The sequence below is a fragment of the Burkholderia sp. LA-2-3-30-S1-D2 genome (genome assembly GCF_001523915.2).
GTDB classification, from domain to species: domain Bacteria; phylum Pseudomonadota; class Gammaproteobacteria; order Burkholderiales; family Burkholderiaceae; genus Burkholderia; species Burkholderia diffusa.
On the sequence record NZ_CP013383.1, the window covers coordinates 830,287 to 849,849 of the forward strand.

At 64.2% G+C, this 19,563-nt stretch carries 23 protein-coding genes and 1 pseudogene; 13 read left to right on the plus strand and 11 right to left on the minus strand.

Annotation, left to right across the window (positions count from 1 at the left end; genetic code table 11):
• Positions 1-38: 38 nt before the first annotated feature.
• The 5 genes from WS66_RS03810 to WS66_RS03830 all read left to right on the plus strand — a co-directional run bounded on the left by WS66_RS03810 (position 39) and on the right by WS66_RS03830 (position 5,551).
• Positions 39-977, plus strand: a complete 939-nt coding sequence (locus WS66_RS03810) for a helix-turn-helix domain-containing protein (RefSeq protein ID WP_059599234.1) — start codon at positions 39-41, stop codon at positions 975-977.
• A 171-nt stretch (positions 978-1,148) separates the two neighbouring features.
• Positions 1,149-2,363 (plus strand): porin, encoded by a 1,215-nt coding sequence (locus WS66_RS03815; protein WP_059599173.1) that lies wholly within the window; start codon positions 1,149-1,151, stop codon positions 2,361-2,363.
• Between the two features lie 188 nt (positions 2,364-2,551).
• Positions 2,552-3,790, plus strand: a complete 1,239-nt coding sequence (locus WS66_RS03820) for an ABC transporter substrate-binding protein (RefSeq protein WP_059599174.1) — start codon at positions 2,552-2,554, stop codon at positions 3,788-3,790.
• 34 nt (positions 3,791-3,824) lie between these two features.
• Complete coding sequence (locus WS66_RS03825) at positions 3,825-4,694, plus strand: carbohydrate ABC transporter permease (protein WP_059599175.1); 870 nt, start codon at positions 3,825-3,827, stop codon at positions 4,692-4,694.
• Positions 4,691-5,551: a carbohydrate ABC transporter permease gene (locus tag WS66_RS03830; RefSeq protein ID WP_059599235.1), complete on the plus strand. Its 861-nt coding sequence runs from the start codon at positions 4,691-4,693 to the stop codon at positions 5,549-5,551. The genes WS66_RS03825 and WS66_RS03830 overlap by 4 nt, the downstream gene beginning before the upstream one ends.
• Before the next feature lie 9 nt (positions 5,552-5,560).
• On the opposite strand, the gene WS66_RS03835 is transcribed toward WS66_RS03830, so the two are convergent.
• Entirely contained in the window at positions 5,561-6,583 is a 1,023-nt protein-coding gene (locus tag WS66_RS03835; protein WP_059599176.1) for a LacI family DNA-binding transcriptional regulator, read from the minus strand.
• Positions 6,584-6,589: 6 nt separating this feature from the next.
• On the opposite strand from WS66_RS03835, the gene WS66_RS03840 reads away from it, so the two are divergent.
• Together WS66_RS03840 and WS66_RS03845 are read left to right on the plus strand one after the other, a co-directional pair.
• Positions 6,590-7,510 carry a phosphatidylinositol-specific phospholipase C gene (locus tag WS66_RS03840; RefSeq protein WP_159086509.1) on the plus strand — a complete coding sequence of 307 codons (921 nt, stop codon included), beginning with the start codon at positions 6,590-6,592 and terminating at the stop codon, positions 7,508-7,510.
• Between the two features lie 390 nt (positions 7,511-7,900).
• Positions 7,901-8,329 (plus strand): hypothetical protein, encoded by a 429-nt coding sequence (locus WS66_RS03845; RefSeq protein WP_059599177.1) that lies wholly within the window; start codon positions 7,901-7,903, stop codon positions 8,327-8,329.
• 90 nt (positions 8,330-8,419) lie between these two features.
• Here the strand turns inward: WS66_RS03845 and WS66_RS03850 are convergent.
• Positions 8,420-8,680: pseudogene (locus WS66_RS03850) on the minus strand (LysE family transporter); the annotation flags it as partial.
• Between the two features lie 86 nt (positions 8,681-8,766).
• On the opposite strand from WS66_RS03850, the gene WS66_RS03855 reads away from it, so the two are divergent.
• Entirely contained in the window at positions 8,767-9,069 is a 303-nt protein-coding gene (locus WS66_RS03855) for a type II toxin-antitoxin system HigB family toxin (RefSeq protein ID WP_059599237.1), read from the plus strand.
• Positions 9,070-9,073: 4 nt separating this feature from the next.
• The gene (locus WS66_RS03860) at positions 9,074-9,436 is read left to right on the plus strand and encodes a helix-turn-helix domain-containing protein (protein WP_059599178.1); all 363 of its coding nucleotides are present in this window, start codon (positions 9,074-9,076) and stop codon (positions 9,434-9,436) included.
• 31 nt (positions 9,437-9,467) lie between these two features.
• On the opposite strand, the gene WS66_RS03865 is transcribed toward WS66_RS03860, so the two are convergent.
• The 9 genes from WS66_RS03865 to WS66_RS03905 all read right to left on the minus strand — a co-directional run bounded on the left by WS66_RS03865 (position 9,468) and on the right by WS66_RS03905 (position 14,726).
• Complete coding sequence (locus WS66_RS03865) at positions 9,468-9,755, minus strand: hypothetical protein (protein ID WP_059599179.1); 288 nt, start codon at positions 9,753-9,755, stop codon at positions 9,468-9,470.
• Positions 9,752-10,633: an ead/Ea22-like family protein gene (locus WS66_RS03870; RefSeq protein WP_059599180.1), complete on the minus strand. Its 882-nt coding sequence runs from the start codon at positions 10,631-10,633 to the stop codon at positions 9,752-9,754. The genes WS66_RS03865 and WS66_RS03870 overlap by 4 nt, the downstream gene beginning before the upstream one ends.
• Positions 10,634-10,645: 12 nt before the next feature.
• Positions 10,646-11,104 carry a hypothetical protein gene (locus tag WS66_RS03875; RefSeq protein ID WP_059599181.1) on the minus strand — a complete coding sequence of 153 codons (459 nt, stop codon included), beginning with the start codon at positions 11,102-11,104 and terminating at the stop codon, positions 10,646-10,648.
• Between the two features lies 1 nt (position 11,105).
• A complete protein-coding gene (locus WS66_RS03880) occupies positions 11,106-11,555 on the minus strand; it encodes a hypothetical protein (protein WP_236872915.1) in 450 nt (149 codons plus the stop codon).
• Complete coding sequence (locus WS66_RS03885) at positions 11,552-12,982, minus strand: ParB/RepB/Spo0J family partition protein (RefSeq protein WP_059599183.1); 1,431 nt, start codon at positions 12,980-12,982, stop codon at positions 11,552-11,554. The genes WS66_RS03880 and WS66_RS03885 overlap by 4 nt, the downstream gene beginning before the upstream one ends.
• On the minus strand, positions 12,982-13,347 hold the full coding sequence (locus WS66_RS03890) for a hypothetical protein (RefSeq protein WP_059599238.1): 366 nt from the start codon (positions 13,345-13,347) through the stop codon (positions 12,982-12,984). Before WS66_RS03890 ends, WS66_RS03885 begins: the two co-directional genes overlap by 1 nt.
• 50 nt (positions 13,348-13,397) lie before the next feature.
• Positions 13,398-13,613, minus strand: a complete 216-nt coding sequence (locus WS66_RS03895) for a hypothetical protein (protein WP_059599184.1) — start codon at positions 13,611-13,613, stop codon at positions 13,398-13,400.
• Positions 13,614-13,747: 134 nt separating this feature from the next.
• The gene (locus WS66_RS03900) at positions 13,748-14,239 is read right to left on the minus strand and encodes a hypothetical protein (protein ID WP_162499691.1); all 492 of its coding nucleotides are present in this window, start codon (positions 14,237-14,239) and stop codon (positions 13,748-13,750) included.
• Complete coding sequence (locus WS66_RS03905; protein WP_236872916.1) at positions 14,193-14,726, minus strand: helix-turn-helix domain-containing protein; 534 nt, start codon at positions 14,724-14,726, stop codon at positions 14,193-14,195. The genes WS66_RS03900 and WS66_RS03905 overlap by 47 nt, the downstream gene beginning before the upstream one ends.
• Before the next feature lie 366 nt (positions 14,727-15,092).
• On the opposite strand from WS66_RS03905, the gene WS66_RS03915 reads away from it, so the two are divergent.
• The 4 genes from WS66_RS03915 (at position 15,093) to WS66_RS03930 (ending at position 19,369) form a co-directional block, all read left to right on the plus strand.
• On the plus strand, positions 15,093-15,689 hold the full coding sequence (locus WS66_RS03915; protein WP_108064612.1) for a hypothetical protein: 597 nt from the start codon (positions 15,093-15,095) through the stop codon (positions 15,687-15,689).
• The gene (locus WS66_RS03920; RefSeq protein WP_059599188.1) at positions 15,686-16,231 is read left to right on the plus strand and encodes a hypothetical protein; all 546 of its coding nucleotides are present in this window, start codon (positions 15,686-15,688) and stop codon (positions 16,229-16,231) included. The genes WS66_RS03915 and WS66_RS03920 overlap by 4 nt, the downstream gene beginning before the upstream one ends.
• Positions 16,218-16,601, plus strand: a complete 384-nt coding sequence (locus WS66_RS03925) for a hypothetical protein (RefSeq protein WP_059599189.1) — start codon at positions 16,218-16,220, stop codon at positions 16,599-16,601. Before WS66_RS03920 ends, WS66_RS03925 begins: the two co-directional genes overlap by 14 nt.
• A gap of 260 nt (positions 16,602-16,861) precedes the next feature.
• Positions 16,862-19,369: a VapE domain-containing protein gene (locus tag WS66_RS03930; RefSeq protein WP_059599190.1), complete on the plus strand. Its 2,508-nt coding sequence runs from the start codon at positions 16,862-16,864 to the stop codon at positions 19,367-19,369.
• Positions 19,370-19,563 lie beyond the last annotated feature (194 nt).

Genomic DNA, 19,563 nt, shown 5'->3' on the forward strand with positions numbered 1-19,563 from the left:
GGGCGCAACGCGGATTCAGGGTTTCACCGGAGATGCCGATGCTGTTCCAGTCACGCTCACACGAAGACGTGCATGACCACGGGCTCGCGATCGCGGGTTGGCATCAGGTCTACCGCCAGATGACGCCGGGCCGGTTCAGAGGCACCGTCACGCAGGTGCTGTACGACGAGTTCCATTTCTTCCGCGAGACGACCAACCGGCGTGTCGCGCAAACCGGCGTTGCGCCGGCCGGGCGTACGTCGCTCGCGGTGCCGCTGTCGATGCCGCTCGCCGGCACGTTCCAGGGCCAGCCGGTCGACGGCTATGCGCTGCTCGCGCTGCGCGCCGGCGAGGATTTCGAATTCCACACGCCGGAAGGGATGGGGCTCGTCGGGATCAGCGCCGCGTCGGACATGATCGACGAGCTGTGCGAAGCCGAGTTCGGCGCGGCCGGCGCGCGCAAGCTGCGGCACGTCACGCGGCTGTCGGACGCGCAAGGCGTCGCGCTCGGCGCGCGGCTGTCGTCGCTGATCGACGACGCCCAGCGCAACCCCGGCTGCCTCGAATATGCGGCCACCCGCAAGATGTTCCGCGACGCGATGCTCGGCATGTTCCTCGATGCGCTCGACCAGGGCATCGGCGCCGAGCGCCGCGACATCACGCACGCGACCTACAGCGATATCGTCAGCCGTTGCGAGAAACACCTGCGCGACCGGCCCGAGGAACCCGTCACCGTGCTCGAACTGTGCCGCGCGCTGCGCTGCAGCCGCCGCACCCTGCAGACGAGCTTCCAGCGCGTCGCCGACGTCACGCCCGTTGGCTATCTGCGCACGATCCGGCTGAATGCGGTGCGGCGCCTGCTGCGCACGACCTCGGCACAGCAACTCGGCGTCGGCGAGGCCGCCGCGAGCTGGGGCTTCACGCATCTTGGCTATTTCGCACGCGAGTATCGCGACCTGTTCGGCGAGTTGCCGTCGCAGACCCTGCGTCCCGAATGACGTTTGCGCATCGCGCCGGTTTTGCCGGGCGCGGTCGCGTGTCGCCCGTTCGCTTCATCATTTGCTGATTTGGGATAGGGGTCCCGAATTTTCGCTGGATAGAGTCCTGTCACCCATATCGACAACACCATCGATCTGCACTGCGAATCGATGACATCAGAGGGGCGGGACATGAAAATCGGACGAAGACTGGCAGCGGCCGCGGCCGCGGCCGCGCTGGGCTGCATGAACGCACACGCGCAAACATCGGGCAGCGTGACGCTGTACGGCACCGTGGACACAGGCATCATCTATTCGACGAACCAGCAGTTCACGCGCGCCGACGGCAGCACCGGCAGCGGCCACGCATGGCAGATGGGCGGCGGCAACCTCGTGCCGTCCCGCTTCGGATTTCAGGGCGCCGAGCCGCTCGGCGGCGGGCTCGACGCGGTGTTTTCGCTCGAGCAGCAATTCCTGTCCGCGAACGGGCAGGCGCTGCAGGGCAGCACCGCGTTCAGCCGGCAGGCGTGGGTCGGGCTGCGCCAGGATTCGATCGGCACGCTCGGCCTCGGCCGCCAGTACGATTCGTACACGGACATGCTCGGCGCATACGTATCGAGCAACAACTGGGCGACGCCGTACGGCTCGCATCTCGGCGACGTCGACAACCTGAACGCCGCGTTCAACTTCAACAACGCGGTGAAGTTCACCAGCGCCGACTTCAACGGCCTGACGTTCGGCGGCACGTTCAGCTTCGGCGGGCAGGCCGGCGACTTTTCCGCGAAGCGCGGCTATGCGGTCGCCGCGACCTACACGCGTGCGCCGGTCGCGTTCTCGGTCGGCTATCTCGACCTGCACCAGCCGCTCGACGCCGCGCTCGGCGGCGCGAGCGGCTATATCGGCGACTTCGCGTGCAGCAATCCGGGCGCGATGTACTGCCTGCTCCAGGACGCCGGCTCGATGCGTGCGTTCGGCGCGGGCGGCTCGGTGACGCTCGGCGCGGCGACGGTCGCACTGACCTACACGCACACGCGCCTCGGCGACAGCCGCTATTTCTCGACCGACGCGCAGCCGCGCAAGCAGGCGTTCACGTTCGACATCGGCGAGCTGAACGTCACGTACATGTTCACGCCCGCGCTGCAGGGCGGCGTCGCATACATCTTCAATGCCGCGCACACGGACGGGCGCGGCACGACGCGCTTCCATCAGGTCAACGTCGGCACGAACTACAGCCTGTCGAAGCGCACCGCGCTGTATGCGGTCGCGATCGGCCAGATCTCGAGCGGCACGGGGCTCGGCACCGACGCGAACGGCAATGCGGTGAACTACGCGCAGATTCCGGTGCTTGCGAACAGCAATTCGAGCCGGCAGTTGGCGGTGATGGCCGGGATTCGCGTGAACTTCTGACGGCGCGCGCGTGGCGAGGCGGTCGGGGCGGCCGGCTGCGATGGCCGGCCGGTTCCGCCGCGTGCCACAAATTCTTAACGATCGACGTGAACAATGGCGTTCGCTTCAGGACGCCCGAAGCGTCGCCCGTGTTGCACACGTGTGCAACGCGAGGCCGACCCGCCACCACGCCGATCGAGAGAGACCACATGACCCTGCTGAGCTGCCTGCGCGTGCTGTCCGCCGCCGTTGCGCTGTCCCTTGCCGCCTCGCACGCCTTCGCGGCGGATCTCGTCATCGCGGGCCGCGACGACATCTATGGCAAGGGGCTCGCCGACGCCGTCGCCGGCTTCACCAAGCTGCATCCGGGCACCGACATCGAGCTGCTCAAGCTGCCGAACGCGAACCTGTACCAGAAGCTGAAGCTGTCGATGCGCGAAGGAACCGGCACGTACGACCTCGTGATGATGGACGACACGTGGGCGCCCGAATTCATCGGCAACGGCTGGCTGAAGCCGCTGCCGGCATCGCTCGCGGACGCCGATCTCGTGCCGTCGGCGGTCGCGCTGGGCCGCAACTCGGCGGGTGCGCTGTACGCGCTGCCGATCGTCGGCAACGTCGAGATGTTCGCGTACCGGAAGGATCTGCTCGCGAAATACAAGCTGCAGCCGCCGCGCAACTGGGACGACGTGCTGAAGATCGCGCAGACCGTCGGTGGCGCGGACAAGAGCGTGTCGGGCGTCGTGTTCCGCGGCACCAAGGGCAACCCCGTCGTGACGGGCTTCCTGCCGATCCTGTGGGCCTATGGCGGCGACGTGTTCGACCGTGCCGGCAACGTGACGATCGATTCGCGCGAGTCGCAGGCCGCGCTGAAGACGTTCCTCGCGCTGAAGGCCTCCGCGCCGAAGGACGTCGACGTGTACGGCGCCGCCGAAGTGCGCGATGCGTTGCAGCGCGGCACGGCCGCGCAGTCGATCGAGGTGTGGCCGGCGTGGATTCCGGCGCTTGACGATCCGAAGCAGTCGCGCGTGGTCGGGCAGATCGCGTTGCAGCCGCCGCCCGGGCAGACGGCCGGCCCGGCGCCGATGCTCGGCATCTGGCAGATGGGTATTCCGAAGGACGCGCCGCACGCGAAGCTCGCGCAGGACTTCCTGGTCTACCTGAGTTCGCGCGACACGCAAACGCGCCTCGCCGGGATCGGCATTCCGCCGACGCGCCGCAGCGTGTTCGCCGATCCGGCGCTGGTGCGCCAGTACCGCTGGTATCCCGATCAGCTGAAGGCGCTCGAGGCCGGCCGTGCGCGGCCGCGCGTGAAGGACTGGCAGCAGGTCGAGAGCATTCTCGGCGACCAGCTGCAGCTCGCGCTGACCGGGCAGGCCGCGCCCGACGCAGCACTGCGCCAGGCGCAGCAGAAGATCGCGCAGGCGATGGCCGCGGCGGGCAAGTGACGGCTTGCCGCCACGCTTCATCCGGAAGCCGCGCATGAAAACCCTCGGCCGCAGCCTGCCGTTCGTCGCGCTGCTCGGACCCGCGCTCCTGGTGCTGGCCGCGCTCGCGCTGTACCCGGTCGCGCAGGTGCTGATCGACTCGTTCTGCCAGGTCGACTACACGGCAGGCCGCCGCGCATTCGCGGGGCTCGCGAACTATCGCGCAGTGCTCGGCGACGACGCGTTCTCGGCCGGCTTCGGCAACACGCTGCGCTTCACGATCGCGGCATCGCTCGTCGAAGTCGCGCTCGGCTTCGGTCTCGCGCTGCTGTTCGTGCGCGCGTTTCCGGGGCGGCGCATTGCGCTGCCGCTCGCGATCCTGCCGATGATGCTGTCCACGCTCGTGTGCTCGGCGATCTGGCGCAACTGGCTCAATTTCGACGGCTTCCTCAACGCGCTGCTCGCCGCGTTCGGCATGGAAGGCGTGCGCTGGCTGTCCGATCCGCATCTCGCGCTGTGGTCACTCGCGCTCGTCGACGTGTGGCAGTGGACGCCGATGGCGTTCCTGATCGTGCTGGCCGGACTGCAATCGATCCCGCAGGAGCTGTACGAAGCCGCGCGCACCGACGGCGCGAGCGAGTGGCAGTGCCTGCGCGACATCACGCTGCCGCTCGCGGCGCCGCAGATCGGCCTCGCGCTGCTGCTGCGCTCGATCGACACGTTCAAGCTGTTCGACAAGGTCTATGCGCTCACGGGCGGCGGTCCCGGCAACGCGACGCAGACGCTGTCGACCTACATCTACGACACGGGCTTCCGCTTCTTCAACGTCGGGCCGGCGAGTGCCGCGTCGGTGCTGATGCTCGCGGCGTCCGCGCTGCTTGTTTCGGGGTACGTATGGCAGACGGTTCGCAAGCGGCGCGCATGACGGCGCGATCCGCGGGCATCGCGCACGCGCGAACGCGTGCCGCATTCGGTCGCGCGGTGCCGTGGATGCTGCGCGCCGCCGCGCTCGCGCTGTTGCTGCTGCCGTGCCTGTGGATGGCCGGCGCGGCGTTCATGCCGACGCTCGAGCGCCTCGATCATCCGCTGCGGATCTTGCCGGCCGCGCCGACGCTCGAGCATTTTGCGTCGGTCTGGTCGAACGGCATCGGCGCGCCGCTCGCCAATTCGCTGCTGGTCGGGTTCGGCACGACGCTGCTCGCGCTGACGCTCGCGCTTCCTGCCGCGTATGCGCTCGTGCGGCTGCGGTTTCCGGCCCGGCTCGACTTGCTGTTCCTGATGCTCGTGCTGGCATTGAAGCTGATGCCGCCGATCACGATCGCGGTGCCGCTGTTCGCACTCGCGAAGCGGCTGTATCTGCTCGATTCGACACTCGGGCTGATGCTCGCTTACCAGATCTACGCGCTGCCGATGGCGATCTGGATGCTGCTCGCGTTCGTGCGCGACGTGCCGATCGAATACGAGGAGGCCGCGTGCATCGACGGTGCGGGGCTCGCGCGGCGGCTCGTGCAGATCGTGCTACCGCTGTGCGCGCCGGGGTTGATCGCGACGGCGATCTTCGTGTTCATCGCCGCCTGGAACGAGTTCCTGATCGCGCTGCTGTTCGTGTCGACGCCGAGCCGCTTCACGCTGCCGCTCGCAATCGCCGGCTACGTGACGGAGAACGGCATCGACTGGGGCGACCTGATGAGCGCGGGGTTGCTGGCGTCGCTGCCGACGCTGGCCGTCGCAGGCTACGTGCAACGCTACCTGCTGCGCGGCTTCGCGGGCGGACTGAAGTGACGCGACGCGTTATACGCAGCTGTGCCGGACCACGTGCGTAACCGGCACGACGCGCGTGCGCGATGCGCCGTCGAACGTCTGGATCCGGTCGGCGAGCAGGTCGACTGCCGCGTGCGCGAGACCTTGCGTGTCCTGGCGCAGTGTCGTGAGCCGATACGTGTCGTATTCGGCGGCGGGGATGTCGTCGAAGCCGATCACGCGCAGGTCGTCGGGCACGCGCAAGCCGAATGCGCCGCGGGCGGCGTCGATCACGCCGAGCGCGAGCAGGTCGGACGAGCAGAACACGCCGTCCGGGCGGTCACCGGATGCGAACAGTTGCCGCGCGGCGTCGATGCCGCATGCATGTGTATCGGAGCGCGTATCGATCATGTTGACGAATACCGCATCGAACGCGTCGCCGCGTTGCAGCGCCAGCGCGAACGCATCCGCACGTGCGCGTGCGCTGTAGCTCGCAGTGCGCGGCCCGACGAACGCGAGCCGGCGCGCGCCGGCCCGCACGAGCCGTTGCGCGGCATGGGCGGCGCCCGCCGCGTTGTCGCTGATGACGACATCCGCACCCGGCAGGTTCGCTTCGCGATTGATCATCACGACGGGAATCCGGTGATCGAGATACTGCCGCGCGACCGACAGCGGCGGCGACGCGGACGTCATCACGAGGCCCGCGATCCGGTAGCTGAGCAGCCGTTCGAGCGATTGCCGGACCTGGTGCGGATCATCCGCGTTGGTGACAAGCGGCGTGAACGCGCGCTGACCGAGCGCGGCCATCAGGTCCGACAGAAGCCGCGCGCGGAACGGATTCACGAACCCGGCCGTCACGACGCCGATCATGCTGCTGCGCTGCGTGATCATGTCGCGCGCGATCAGGTTGACCTGGTAGCCGAGCGCACGCGCGGCCACCATCACGCGTTCGCGCGTTTCGGGTGCGATGCTCGCCGTCGGCGAGAACGCACGCGACACCGCGGAGCGCGACACGCCGGCCCGCACGGCGACATCCGACGCGGTCACCCACGTTTTTCTTTCCTTGTCAGTCATCGATTCATGATCCCTTCGCGATACGAAGCTTCCACGCCGCTGGCCGACTGGATGTCGGCGCTCGACGACGCGCGGCGGCTGCATACGCTGACCCTACCGGGTAGCCATGACACCTGTGCGTATACGGTCGACGATCCGCTCGTGCGCACGCAGCGCGCACCGCTCGCCGCGCAGCTCGCGCACGGCGTGCGGCTGCTCGACATCCGCTGCCGGCACCGGTGCGATGCGTTCGACATCCATCACGGCGGGATCGCGCTCGGCATGTCGTTCGACGACGTGCTCGCGGACTGTACGCGCTTTCTCGATACGCATCCGCGTGAATGCATCGTGATGTCGGTGAAGGACGAATGGCCCGCGCAGGCGTGCACGCGCAGTTTCGATGCGACGTTCGACGCGCATCGTGCGCGGCACCCGCGGTTGCGCTGGCATGCGGGCGGCGCGCTGCCGGCGCTCGGCGACGTGCGCGGCGCGGTGGTGTTGTTGCGGCGGTTCCGCAGCAGCCGGCCGCTGGGCATCGACCTGACCGCGTGGCCCGACAACGCGACCTTCACGATCGATCATCCCGATGCGGCGTTCGTGATCCAGGACGAATACCGCGTGCCCGTTGCCGGGTCGATCAACTACAAGTGGCGCGTGATCGATGCGCTGCTGGCCGGCATGCCGTCGCCGGAAAGCGGCCGCTGGGCGATCAATTTCTGCAGCGGTACGGGGATGGGCGCGAATCCGTCGGTGGTCGCGCGCGGCGACGGCAGGGTGCAGGGGGTTCAGGCGCGGCTCGCGGCGCGGTTGCGCGAGCAACGTGGTTCGTATGGCGCGATGCTGCTCGATTTCTGCGACGACGATGACTGGGCGTTGGTGCGGGCGCTGGTTGAATGCAACGATCACGTGCCCGGTCCGGGTGATGGGCGCAGGCTGGCGGGGTGCTAGTGAAGACTGGCAGGGCGGGCGTTTGGTGGAAGGTTGGGCAACCGAAATCTTGCGCGTCGGTGCCGACACGTGGCCTGCGGCCCGCTGTACACCTGTGCCTGATTTTGCGTGGCGTGTGGCGGGACCTCCGCTTCCCGTGAAGATCGGCACGTTGCCGAATGTATGACGAGCGGTCCATGTTGCGAACCGAGGCCGATGGATAAGGTTGAACCGTTCGTGGCGGGCGCGGTTTGATCGAGTCCGTCGCGGATATCCGGATGTTTCTCAACTCGGCGGGAGGCAACGGGCACTGTGTGCCCGGCATCGCGCCGGCCCATGAACGTCGTCGTGGAAAGTAGAGCCTGCTTCGCCGCGAACTGTCCACGACGCAGGACTGCAAGGAGAGAGGTCATGGCAACGCTCGTCAACATCATGAATGGCACCCCGAACGCGGTGCAGATCTGGGGCTTTCACGGCCCGTGCAACGTCAGGGACGTCGCAGCGGCATTGAATACCATCGCGTCCGGATTGAGCGGTGACGGTCACACGATTCACATCATGTCGGGAACGCACGGCTATTGCGCGGGGCAGGTCGGTGCAGTCGCCACGCGCGATCAGCGATTCGCAGCGGAAGACCGGGCGCTGGCATCGCCGAAGACGAAGGACAACAAGCCGGTCGCGGTTGCGGTACACGACTTCAATACGGCGAAGCTGCCCGCGCCGGATTACGTGACGGCAGCGATGGCGAAGCTGAACGGCGACATGCGCGCGATCGTGCAGGGCGACCCGGGCACCGCGACGTTCCTGCTCGCGTATTGCTGCAGCGCCGGGACACCGTAACGCGCTGTTGTGCGCTGACGGGCGGACGCAGCGGTCCGCCCCGTTTCGCAACGACGTGGCGTCGTGCTGATGCGCGTGCGGCCGTGGCGTTCAGCGCGTCGCGATCGCCACCGCCGCACCGGCCATTGCCGTCGCGCTCGTGCGGTTCGCGATCCGCTTCGCGCGTGCCGACGTGAGGAACGCACGCGCTCGCGAAGCGAGCAGCGACCAGAAGCAGTCGGCCAGGATCAGGACCGCGAGCATCGTGCCGACGAGTTCCGTCCACGCGAGGACACCGACATGCGTCAGGTCGACGATCGTCGGCAACAGCGCGAGATAGAAGAGCATGATCTTCGGATTGCCGAACGCTAGGCAAAATACATAATAACAAAGTTGCTTTGCCCTCTGGGCGAGCGTGGCTGTTGCATTGGTCCCAATTTGGGACTATAGTTATGTTCATGCGAATCGTTGCCAAAAGAACCCTGCTGAATTTCATCGCCCGCCACGCGCAGGCCGAGCAAGCGCTGCTGGCGTGGCATTCGGAAGCTGCGAAGGCGAACTGGAAGACCCCGCAGAACATCAAGGACCAGTATGCAAGCGCCAGTTTCGTCGGCCGGAACCGTGTGGTGTTCAACATCAAGGGCAACGACTTCCGGTTGATCGTCGCGGTGGCTTATCAGATTGGCGTGGTGTACGTGAAGTTTGTCGGCACGCACGCGGAATACGACAAAGTCGACGCGGCAACCGTGGAAATGGAGTAACGATATGGACATTCACCCGATTCGAACTGAAGCCGATTACGAGGCTACCCTGAAGGCGGTGTCCGCACTCGTCGATGCGGACCCCGCACCTGGCTCGCCGGAGGGCGACGAACTGGAGATTCTGGCGATTCTGGTCGAGCGCTACGAGGCCGAGCACTTTCCGATGGCCGCGCCTAATCCGATCGATGCGATTAAGTTTCGGATGGAGCAGGCCGGCCTGTCGGTCCCCGACATGCAGCCCTACATCGGAAACACCAACCGCGTGTATGAGGTGCTCGCCGGGCGTCGGGCATTGAGCCTTGCTATGATCCGCAAGCTGCACGAGGGGCTGCATATTCCCGCTGATGTGCTGATTGGAACCGCGTAATGAAAACGGCGCCTTGCGGCGCCGTGTCTGGTCATGCTGTCTGTTGGTCAGGGGAGACTGTCCTGACGCGCAGGAAGCCCTGCGCGCAAAGGAAGTTTCGATACGATCTGATCGCGATTTCCCACACGGCACGCGATACCGCAGGCCCGGCGTCGACCACGTCCCCATTCTGATCGAGAACGGCGAGCGTGGCGGGGTTGCCGTCCGGAGTCTCGATGCTGAGCCCCTGAAAGCTGACAGCGCTGATCGTGCTAGAAATTGCTGCTGCAATCTGAGTGTCGGCGGTCGTGGCTTCGTTTTTCCGTTGCTTCTTCGTCATTTTGTATCTCCAGCACGGGCCAATTCCGCTTCGGCGTAAGTGTCGTCTTGGTCAGGCGTCATTCCCTCATGCAGGATCGCCTCTTGCCCCGCTGCGGGCTGCGATGCTGCCGCGCGGGCTTGCCATGCGCTCCACGCATATTCAGTTGCCAGCCCGTGATGCTGCATGTTGAACGCGTGTTTATCTCGCCACGCCTCGAACGCCGCACGCTCGTCTGCCGGCGCTGCCACTGTATCTGCGGATGCTTCGGATAGCGCACGTTCCGCCTGCACTTTCATGCGGTTCAGCACATTAATCTGCTTTTCCCAATACGCGTCACTGTCGTCATTTACCGATTCGAAGTGCATCACTTTGCACGCGTTCACGAAGTCACGGTGATGGCTCACCACGTCCATCAGGCATTCGCTCGCGTCGCCGGACAGCACCCCTCCCACCACATCAGCGCGAGGGACGCAGGCGAGAAGTGCAGTGCGGTATTGCCCGATCGTCTGGAACGACATGGCGTATGCGTCGTTTGCGATCAGTTCACGGATCGTCAGCGCATCAGCGCGGCTCTTGTCGGCGGTGGTCATGGTGGAGGCCTCCGTGATCATGCGAGCGCGAGCCCCGCATGACGCAGCTGGTCGCGTTGCCGCCTCGAGCGCGGTGCGTCGTTCAAGGAGAAGCCGAAGGATGGTGTCTGGGTTCGCGAGGGCGATATAGGCGGCGTCGAGCAGCGCTTGCTCGTAGTTTTCGTTCCCGTTCGGACGGCAATGGCAGATATCCTTCAGGTCGTCGCTCTCGTTCTCCACCCATGCTCCGACGTTGATCCAGTTTCCCTTGGTGGCTTTTTCAGCGGCCGCGTGCAGGGCATCGTAGTTGCTGGTGACGTTTTCCATGGTGGTCCCCGATTATCGAATGGCGCTGACGATACGATCGAGCTTGCCGTCGATCTCCAAGGTGGCCAAGGTCTGCATAGCGGCTGCCATACGCTCGAGAACAGTGGCGTACCGTTCGAGGCGGTCGATATCCGCCGTTTTCAAGAGCCGTTGCATCGTATCGCCGAGTTCGTTTGCGGACTTCCGCACGCTACCTGCCGCTTTCTTCGTTGACGCAGCAACTTGCTTTTCGGCGTCGACCATGCGAGCCAGCGAGCGCTCAAAGAGTGCGATCGCATCGCAGGTGGCGGACTCGGCTTTTGCAAAATCGGTATTCATATCTTTTGTTTTTCGCTGAAAGTAGTTTGTGTCTGCGTTGATGGAATTCGCAATCATCGTGGCCGCTTCTGCGGGGTCGAAGAGAGGGCCTTCGCTGTCTTGCCTGATTGGTTTGAGTCCGCACACTTCAAACGGGCTGCTTCGTCGGGTCATTTCACTGTGCCTTGTGTTGTGGAAGTGCGCGGGCGAGTTGCATCAAGCCGGTTTCCAGCGTGATACCGGCGGTTGCTGCCCAGGTGCGCGCGTCCTGCGCCGCCTTGTGGCGAGCGAACGATCCGATCTCGTCGGCCATCAGGTCCAGCAGCTCCACGTCGGCCGCGTGAGAGATCTCGGTGATCAACGTGCGGATCTCGATGCGAAGGGCGTCGAGCCGCGCGAGCCTGCCTTGGCGGGTATCCGCCAAGGCATCGTTTGTCTGGATAGATTTGCGCCGCGCGAGCGGCGCTTCGTCCTTCTGGATCGCTTTTGCGGGCGTTAGCCCGCTGCTGTTCGACTGCATTGCGGTGCCGTTGACGCTTGCCAGTGCGATAGCCGGGCGCTTCTTCGCATGTTCCCGCTTTCGCGGCAGCGGACGTGGGGTAGAAAGGGCCGGGCGCGGGGTCATTTGCACGTCTCCAGAGCCATTTCTGGTGTCCAGTTGGGGTCGGGCATCGCATACAGCTGGTCGAGCCACTTACGTACGCTGTTGGCTTCCTTCGCCTTCGACATGGTGGGGCTCGCCTCGATGCGGCGTGTAAAGTCGCGCACAGCCTCGCGAATTGCCTGCACGCGGGTCGGGTACGTCGCCATACCTTCGTGGTACGAGCAGGGCGATGCGCCGCCGGCCGCCCCGATCGTGTAATCCATCCCGTAAATCCACTGGCCTTCCGCAATCATCGCGACGCGTATCTCCGCCGGGCTGCGGCCGGTCTTCTTCAGTTTCGGTGCGGAGATCACGTCCGTAGGGGCGTAGACGCCGTGCTCGTTTGCGCTTGCGATCGGATAGACCGTCGTGCGCGCCGGCTGTGCATCGAGTAGGTCCGTGAGTGGCATTAGCGCCGTGTGGACGGCATCAATGGTGCCCGGAGACAGCTTGCCGAACACGGGATCGTGCAGCACGGCATGCAGCGCCTGCAAAAGTTGCTTTGCGCACGCGTCGTTGATTTTGGCGGGGGCGCTTTGGCGCGAGGCTGTCAGTGTCGACGCCTGCGTCGCGACAGTCACATCCGCGGCCGTCGACGCAGCGAGCGGCACGGCGTCGGCTGTGGCGGCTGCAGATGTTGTCTGCTCGGGCGATGGTGCCGGGGCCGGGAGTACATTGAGCAGTGGCGCTGCTTCGAGATATTTCTTCGTCACCTTCGACTTGCCGGCTTCCGCAGCTTTGGAGATGCCGGCGACGATGTGTTCGAGGGCCTTCTCGCCACCACGCTTGCGAATCTGTTCGATCGCAAGCGTGCCGGTGCATTGACCGGCGCGTACGAGCTGGTGCAGTTCAACCGGGGCGCGTTCGAGCAGGCCGACGTCGCGGACCGTTTGGTCGGTGACATTCAGGCGCTTACAGATCGCCGCGAGGGTCATGCCGTGAATGTCGCGCAGCTCGGCGACGGCGGCAGCCAGATCAAGAGGCGACGACCGCTTGCTGTCGTTGCTGAGATACCCGTCGATCACCATTTCGGCGCGGTTGACCGTCTTGGCGTCCCGGACGACGACAGGGATCTTGCCGACGTCCTTGCCAGCTTCGATTGCCTTGCCGGCCGCAAGGTAGCGGTGCTGCCCCTTGTATACGTAAAGCAGATCCTTCCCGTCGACCTTGCGCGCGTAGCAGTGGAGCGGCGAACCCTTGTCGTACCCGTTCTGGACGATCAGTGCAGTGAGGTGCGCTACCCACTCGGGATCAACCGGGCGAATGTTGTCCGCCGGGTCATAGTGAAGTTGACTATAGGGGACCATCCACAGGTCCGCTGACGTTGCGCCCGCAGCAGCGGCTGCGGCCTTCGCGCTCCCCGTTGGGATCGGCGCGGTCAAGTCGAGCTGTTGCGTGCGGTCGTCCATTACGAAGCCTCCTGCGATGCTGTCGTGCGCGCCTTGTCACGCTTGTTCACTTTTTTGTGGATTGCCTTCGGCTCAATGAGACCCGCTGCCCGCTTCGCGTCACGCAGGCGCTTGATCGCGTTGAAGCAGTTGTCTTCGTCCGGGATCGAGATTTGCCTGCAGGCGATCTCAGTGCCGTCGAGGATCAAATACTCGGTATGTACGCTGTCCGGCAATGGGCGGCGTCCGACTACGTATTTGCCGATCAGGATCGGGGTCGACGGACGCCTTTGATTGCGGTCGTATCGCGTGATGGTGCGCAGCGAGAGGGTGTCTCGACGCTCGACGTCGAAGAGGGGTTCGGCAGTGACTTTGAATCGCGGCATGGTTGTCTCCATGACGCCGGGGCCGCTTGCCCCGGCTGATACGGGGCGGACTAGACGGTGACGTAGGCCGTCGTCGGTGCAACGACCGGATCGTCTTGGAACACATTCACGACGACAAACAGCAGAGCGGCGACGACCGTCCAGCGGAAGATCTTCGACTTCTCAAAGTTGCTTTGGCGGGCAGGCTCGGACGGCGTGACGCGGGGCGTCTGCTCGTCGCGGAGCCAGTGTTGGCGGGTTTCCGCATTCAAATCGGTGGTCTTCATTGGTGGTCTCCGGGTGTACGCGCCATTGCGTAACCCGGAGAGTAGTCGTATTTGGCTTAAATGGTCAAGCCATATAAGACTATTTGTGGCTGGAGTGAGATTTAAGGGCCGCCTATGGTGTCGTCTTATTTGTCTTAAATCGGCCCGTCTTCTGGCGGCCGTCGCTTCGCTGCAAGTCCCGCCAGTACTTGGCCGGCGGCAGAAAGAGCGACGTCAATCCACGGCACAACGTTGACGTACATAGCGGCGAAGATTGCCGCTGAGAGTATGGGGATCAGGCGCGCGAATCCGGTTTGATTGCGCTGACGGGAGTTGCGGCCGGTGTGTTCGTCGATGCGCCTGTTGATGCGATCGATACCGGACTGGATCGCGGGAGCGAATTCCGGTTCTATGCCAGCAGCGGACAAGGTGATGTCGCCGTTCTCCGACAAGAATACGGCGGCGTATGCGATCACGGGGGAGCTACGCGAGTTGATTTCGCCCAGCAGGGCATCTCGGGCAGCCACTGCCCGCTCGTTATTGGGTTCCGAAAGTGTGCAGGATGTCGAGTGGAATTTGTGTTCGCGATATGCGGACAAGCTAGCGACGCCCGCGTTTTCCCTCGTTTGCGTGGCTTTGGTCATCATTGATGCTCAACGTTTTGTTTGATAATGGTCGTTGAGCTGCCCGTCGCACCGATGCTGCCTGCGCTTTCGTCGCTGGCGACGTTTCCGAAATATTCAGTGCATCCCCGCCTTGCTTGCCTGCAGCGCCGCTCGCGCTCAGGACGAACTCGATGTACGACTCAATCTTTTTCCGATCTTCGACGGAGAGGCGCGCAACCGCGTCCGTGTCGTACTGCAGGTCGCTTCCGCGTGAGCTTTCATCTGAAATCAAGCTGACTAGCGATACGCCGAGCGCGTGAGCGACCGCCTCCACGTGACCGAGTTGTGGATCGGCTTCGTTGTTCTTCATGCGGCCGACGGTGCGCTGCGCAAGCCCCGCGCGCGCAGCAAGTTTCCCTTGCGTATTGAGCGTTGGGTGGTCGGCCATCAGGCGCGTGAGCTTGTGCGCGAGGATCTCGCGGGCGGGCATCTTGTTCATGTCTCGATATTGCCAAATTTGGCTAGACATTCGTTACTTTCCTCTGCGTGCTTTCAGATTGAAAAATAGCCAAATAAGACTTAAAATCGGGGCGCACCTAATAGGGGAACGATATGAGTCAGTGCGCGGGTTCTTGGTTGGAATGCGTAATCGAGAAGCTTCAAGCAAACAAGGGCAAGTGGCGTCGAATCTCAAAGGAAGCGGGCGTTCCATACGACACCCTGACAAAGATCGCGCTTTCCCGAGTCGCTGACCCGCGCGTATCCAACGTGCAGGCGCTTTACGACTACTTCGTAAAGGCCGAAGCGTCCGTGCCATGCACTAACAGCGTAGAGCTGACGTCCGCTCCAACCGTTGCTTGCTGAATCGTAAGCGACGCGACTCTGCCGCGACAGCATGAAAGCGGCTCAATCTCAAAGATCCGATATGACCTGCCGATACGACAGTACCGAATGGCTGGATGCGTACTCCAGCCCCTGCGCTGCGGAACAGCAATTCTCAGGTTCCGCGCTCGGCCCCGGCTCGGATGTCTCCCTTGCGATCGGTGCGCGAAAGACGCGCTGCATCGTCAAGCGCACTCGTAATGGTGCTCGCATCAAGTTCTTTCGCTTTATTGAGGTCGACGAGCCGGTCGAGAAGGACAAGGTGGTAGACCAAGTAGCGGCTAAACGCCGCTATCGGTCGACTGGCCCCGCGTTCGCCCTCGATCTTCGCGATTTCAAGGTGCGCGAGATGCTCCGCTCGCGCAGCGTCATACGCTCGCTCGACAAGGTGCTCTCGATGTCTCTGTCGAACGGTCTGCCGAGCGGTAATCAGCGTCGTGATCGCCCCGCAAGTGGCGCCGAAGATTGCGCCGATTGTGCTCGAGAGTGCGGCGACGGTGGTTGTGTCCATGATGAAAAACAAGTGTGGGCGAAGGATGAGGTGATCGAGATTCTCGCACGCTCGCCATTCGCATTTTTCTCAAAAATGCTTCGCAGGGGCGGCGCATGACTTGCCGATACGACAGCACTGAATGGCTCGACGTGCTCTATACATCCATCCGCAACACGCCCGGTGGCGTCGCCGACGCGGCGAACCACCTCACGATCCGGCGCGGCAAGAACATCACAGCGGAATCACTTCGCCTGCGCCTGCGTGGTGTTGGCGACAGTCGTTTGTCGATGGAGATGTTCGAGCTGCTGATCGAATGGATGCAGGAAAAGACTGAGGCAAAGGCGCACGCGCTCGATGCGCTCCATGCGCTGAATGCGCGTTTCGGGCTGGTTGCCGAATACGTCGACGAGCATGGCGCTGATGACGACATCGGGCCGGGCGTGGACGTGCATCTGGTCTCGACCGCTTTGCACCTTCAGGCCCACGTCGGCCGCGTCGCAGACGACGTGACGCGCGTTCTTGGGGAACAGCGCATCGATGACGGCCGGGCGGAGCAGATCATCGCAACCGGCCGCAAGGGTCAGCGTCTGTTCCAGCGTTTGATTCACGCTGCTCGCAACCTCGCCGCGCGTCGCCGTCGTCGTCATGGAACGGTTTAAGCCCGGCATGGGGTGCTGCCGGCCCGAGCGTGAGCAGATCAGCCTCTCTTGCTCGCCCGAGCAGCAATTGGCGTGCGCTGTCACGACGCTCGCATCCCGATTCGAGTGCGCCCCCGCCGATGCGGGGCGCTTGCTGTCCGAACTGCTCGCCATGTTCCCCGATCGCCTCGCTCCGATTCTTGCGGAAGCGAACGCAGCCGGGCGCGTGCGCTTGTTCATCGAGCGAGCTGCGCGCGCATGCGCCGCGCTCGCGACCAAGGCGGAACGTCATGCGTTCCGCGACCAGCTTACCGATCGTCTCTGCGCGCTGGACCTTGCCGCGTTCGACGATCTCATGTCGGCGGAGTGGCGTCGACTGCGCGGCAAATAACCGGAGACACACGTGAACGTGAACGGAATCAGTAGCGCGTTGCGACGCAGCGCATCGCAGTACAGCCGCTCGCCGAGCGGACGGCAGTGTTATGCGGCGGGGCGGGCTGCGTGGCGAAGCTTTTCTCACAAGGTCGAGCGTGACCGCCGCCTCGCAGAGTTGGAGGCCGCTCGGCATGCGAGTTAGCCGGGAACCATTCAACGGATTGTGATCTGGCCGCGACATGCGGCCAAAGTAACTTTGATCGAGGGAGTTTTTGTATGGCGACACTGGACCAGATCATTCAGCAATTGCGTGCTGCGGGGCATCCCGACCTGCCTCCCGGCCATCCGGTCGCGGACGGCAAACATCACCGGTACGGGCCGCGCAAGAAATATTGGTATCAGCTTCGCGAAGTCATCAGTAAGGGCGCGGTTATCGGCTATGGCGGTACGTTCGGCCATTTCTCGGGCGACGATCCGGGCACCGAGCGATTCGAATGGAGCGGCGCACCGCTGAGCGAGGAAGTGCTCGCCGAGACACGTCGCCGGCAGGAAGCCGCCGAGCGCGAGCAGGCCGAACGTGATGCACGACAGGCGAAGCTCGCCGCGAACCGCGCGCGCGATCAGTGGAGCCGAGCGGCAGAGCATGGCGAGTCCGCGTACCTGGACCGCAAGCACATCACGGCCGAAGGCGTGCGGTTCGACGCGGACGGCACAATCTTCGTGCCAATGTATCAGTACGGCGACGACGCTCGCCTCGTCGGCCTGCAGAAGATCACGCCGGACGGCGCGAAGCGCTTCAACAAGGGCATGGAAAAGAAGGGGGCATCGCTTCTGCTCGGCGAGGTCGGCGCAGATGATCAGATCGTGCTGGTCGCCGAAGGCTACGCGACCGCGCGTTCGATCCGCATGGCGACCGACGATGCGTTCGCGGTCAGTGTCTGCTTCGACGCAGGCGGCATCCTCCCGGCCGTGCGCTACTTGCGTGCGACGTACCCGAATGTGCACGTACTGATCTGCGCCGACGACGACTGGAAGATCGAGCAGCGCATGCGTGATTGGCTCGCCGACGAGTTCAATTTCCGGGGCGAACTGGTGTTTGGTGCAGACCCGGTGCGGATCGAGGCGAAGAACACCTGGTACATGGTTGCCGTGTCACGCCGTCGTGACGACAACGGCGTGCCGTACGTTGAGGTGAGCTACGGTAACGACGTGATGCCGCAGCGCCGGAAGCGTTTCGAGAACACGGGACTGAAACGGGCGTACGAGGCGGCAGCGACGGTCGACGACGTCAGCGTCGTTTATCCGGCGTTCGCAAATCGCGGCGAGCGCAAGCTGACCGACTTCAACGACCTGCACGTCGAAGAGGGCTTCGAGGTTGTCGGGGCGCAGGTGCAGGCGGCAATCTTGCGCGTGATCGCGCCAGCGAACGAAGAGATTCGGCCGGCGACGGTCGACATGTCGCCCGCGGACGTCACGCCGTCGAAACCCGTCGCGACGTCAGCTGCCGCGAACCAGCCGGAATGGGATGGCAGTGAGGCAGAGAGCGGCGCACACACGTGGGAGCAGGATCTGGCTCGGTCGGACAAGGGCAGGCTGTTGCCGACGCTCGGGAACGTGCACCTGATCCTGTCGAACCACAAGGCGTGGCAGGGCGTGATCGAGCAGGACGACTTCGGTGGTCGTGTGATGAAGCGCAAAGCGCCGCCGTTCCCGCAGGGTGTCACGGGTGAGTGGACCGACATGGACGACCAGCGCACCGTTCTCTGGTTGTCTCAACGGTACGGCCTCGATACGCGCACCGATATCGTGATGAACGCGGTGCTGTTGGTGGCGGACGCGACGCACTTCCATGACGTGCGTGAATATCTCGAAGGGCTGAAATGGGACGGCGTATCGCGCGTGCGATCGATGCCGTCGACATACCTGCGCGTGGCCGACAGCGAGTATGTGCAGCTCGCGTTCATGAAGTGGATGATCGCGGCCGTCGCTCGCGTGATGGAGCCGGGCTGCAAGGTCGACAACGTCCTGATCCTCGAAGGCAAGCAAGGGCATCGCAAATCGACGGCGCTGAAGGTGCTGGCCGGCGCTCCGTGGTTCACCGATACGCCGATCCAGATCGGCAACAAAGACACTTACGCGGTGCTGGCCGGCAAGTGGGTGATCGAGCTGGCCGAACTGGACTCGCTGAACAAGGCCGACTCATCGGCGGTGAAGAGCTTCTTTGCGACGGCCGTCGACCGGTTCCGCAACTTCTACGGCAAGCGTGCGACCGACGTACCGCGTCAGTGCGTGTTCGCTGGCTCGGTTAACTTCGACACGTACCTGAAGGACGAGTCGGGTAACCGGCGCTACTGGCCGCTGCGTGTCGGTGGTCTGGTCGACATCGATGGCATTGTGGCCGTTCGTGAACAGCTCTGGGCCGAAGCCGTACACCTGTATCGCACGGGTGTTGTGTGGCACGTCGAAGAGCATGAACGCCCGCTGTTCGAGATCGAGCAGGCGGAGCGCTACGAAGGTGACGTGTACGAGGACAAGATCGCCAAGGCCCTGGAATTCGTGTCGCGCACGACGATGGAAGAGATCCTCGCGGACATCCTGAAGCTCGACACGTCGAAGTGGACGCTGGCAGAGCAGCGCCGCATCGGCAAGGCGTTGAAGTCGCTCGGGTGGGTGCGCAAGCGCGAGTCGACCGGATCGCGCGGTTGGTACTACGTGAAGGAAGAGCAAGAGCCGGAAGCGGAGCGCGAACTGGTCGCAGCGGGTGATGACGACAGTCCGCTGTGATCGCGTGGCGCGCTGTGCCTACACGGTAAGCGCGCCACTTGCCCCGTCTTGGCGCGCTATGGGCGTCCCATGTCCCAACGTCCCAAGGCGCGGTCTCGGGCGCGGGTGCAGGGGTGCGACATGCGCGACGTGAGCGGCGCATGTCGCATGTCGCAGGCGCGCACCCCTGCAAGCCTTTTCCCTTGGGACATTGG

Bases quoted from the DNA above. Each gene is read 5' to 3' on its own strand.
- WS66_RS03830 (WP_059599235.1), top strand. From the start codon at position 4,691: ATGACGGCGCGATCCGCGGGCATCGCGCACGCGCGAACGCGTGCCGCA.
- WS66_RS03905 (WP_236872916.1), bottom strand. From the start codon at position 14,726: ATGTCTAGCCAAATTTGGCAATATCGAGACATGAACAAGATGCCCGCC.
- WS66_RS03915 (WP_108064612.1), top strand. From the start codon at position 15,093: ATGAAAGCGGCTCAATCTCAAAGATCCGATATGACCTGCCGATACGAC.
- WS66_RS03895 (WP_059599184.1), bottom strand. From the start codon at position 13,613: ATGAAGACCACCGATTTGAATGCGGAAACCCGCCAACACTGGCTCCGC.
- WS66_RS03835 (WP_059599176.1), bottom strand. From the start codon at position 6,583: ATGACTGACAAGGAAAGAAAAACGTGGGTGACCGCGTCGGATGTCGCC.
- WS66_RS03860 (WP_059599178.1), top strand. From the start codon at position 9,074: ATGGACATTCACCCGATTCGAACTGAAGCCGATTACGAGGCTACCCTG.
- WS66_RS03840 (WP_159086509.1), top strand. From the start codon at position 6,590: ATGATCCCTTCGCGATACGAAGCTTCCACGCCGCTGGCCGACTGGATG.
- WS66_RS03875 (WP_059599181.1), bottom strand. From the start codon at position 11,104: ATGACCCGACGAAGCAGCCCGTTTGAAGTGTGCGGACTCAAACCAATC.
- WS66_RS03870 (WP_059599180.1), bottom strand. From the start codon at position 10,633: ATGGAAAACGTCACCAGCAACTACGATGCCCTGCACGCGGCCGCTGAA.
- WS66_RS03920 (WP_059599188.1), top strand. From the start codon at position 15,686: ATGACTTGCCGATACGACAGCACTGAATGGCTCGACGTGCTCTATACA.
- WS66_RS03825 (WP_059599175.1), top strand. From the start codon at position 3,825: ATGAAAACCCTCGGCCGCAGCCTGCCGTTCGTCGCGCTGCTCGGACCC.
- WS66_RS03900 (WP_162499691.1), bottom strand. From the start codon at position 14,239: ATGATGACCAAAGCCACGCAAACGAGGGAAAACGCGGGCGTCGCTAGC.
- WS66_RS03845 (WP_059599177.1), top strand. From the start codon at position 7,901: ATGGCAACGCTCGTCAACATCATGAATGGCACCCCGAACGCGGTGCAG.
- WS66_RS03930 (WP_059599190.1), top strand. From the start codon at position 16,862: ATGGCGACACTGGACCAGATCATTCAGCAATTGCGTGCTGCGGGGCAT.
- WS66_RS03865 (WP_059599179.1), bottom strand. From the start codon at position 9,755: ATGACGAAGAAGCAACGGAAAAACGAAGCCACGACCGCCGACACTCAG.
- WS66_RS03815 (WP_059599173.1), top strand. From the start codon at position 1,149: ATGAAAATCGGACGAAGACTGGCAGCGGCCGCGGCCGCGGCCGCGCTG.
- WS66_RS03855 (WP_059599237.1), top strand. From the start codon at position 8,767: ATGCGAATCGTTGCCAAAAGAACCCTGCTGAATTTCATCGCCCGCCAC.
- WS66_RS03880 (WP_236872915.1), bottom strand. From the start codon at position 11,555: ATGACCCCGCGCCCGGCCCTTTCTACCCCACGTCCGCTGCCGCGAAAG.
- WS66_RS03925 (WP_059599189.1), top strand. From the start codon at position 16,218: ATGGAACGGTTTAAGCCCGGCATGGGGTGCTGCCGGCCCGAGCGTGAG.
- WS66_RS03890 (WP_059599238.1), bottom strand. From the start codon at position 13,347: ATGCCGCGATTCAAAGTCACTGCCGAACCCCTCTTCGACGTCGAGCGT.
- WS66_RS03885 (WP_059599183.1), bottom strand. From the start codon at position 12,982: ATGGACGACCGCACGCAACAGCTCGACTTGACCGCGCCGATCCCAACG.
- WS66_RS03820 (WP_059599174.1), top strand. From the start codon at position 2,552: ATGACCCTGCTGAGCTGCCTGCGCGTGCTGTCCGCCGCCGTTGCGCTG.
- WS66_RS03810 (WP_059599234.1), top strand. From the start codon at position 39: ATGCTGTTCCAGTCACGCTCACACGAAGACGTGCATGACCACGGGCTC.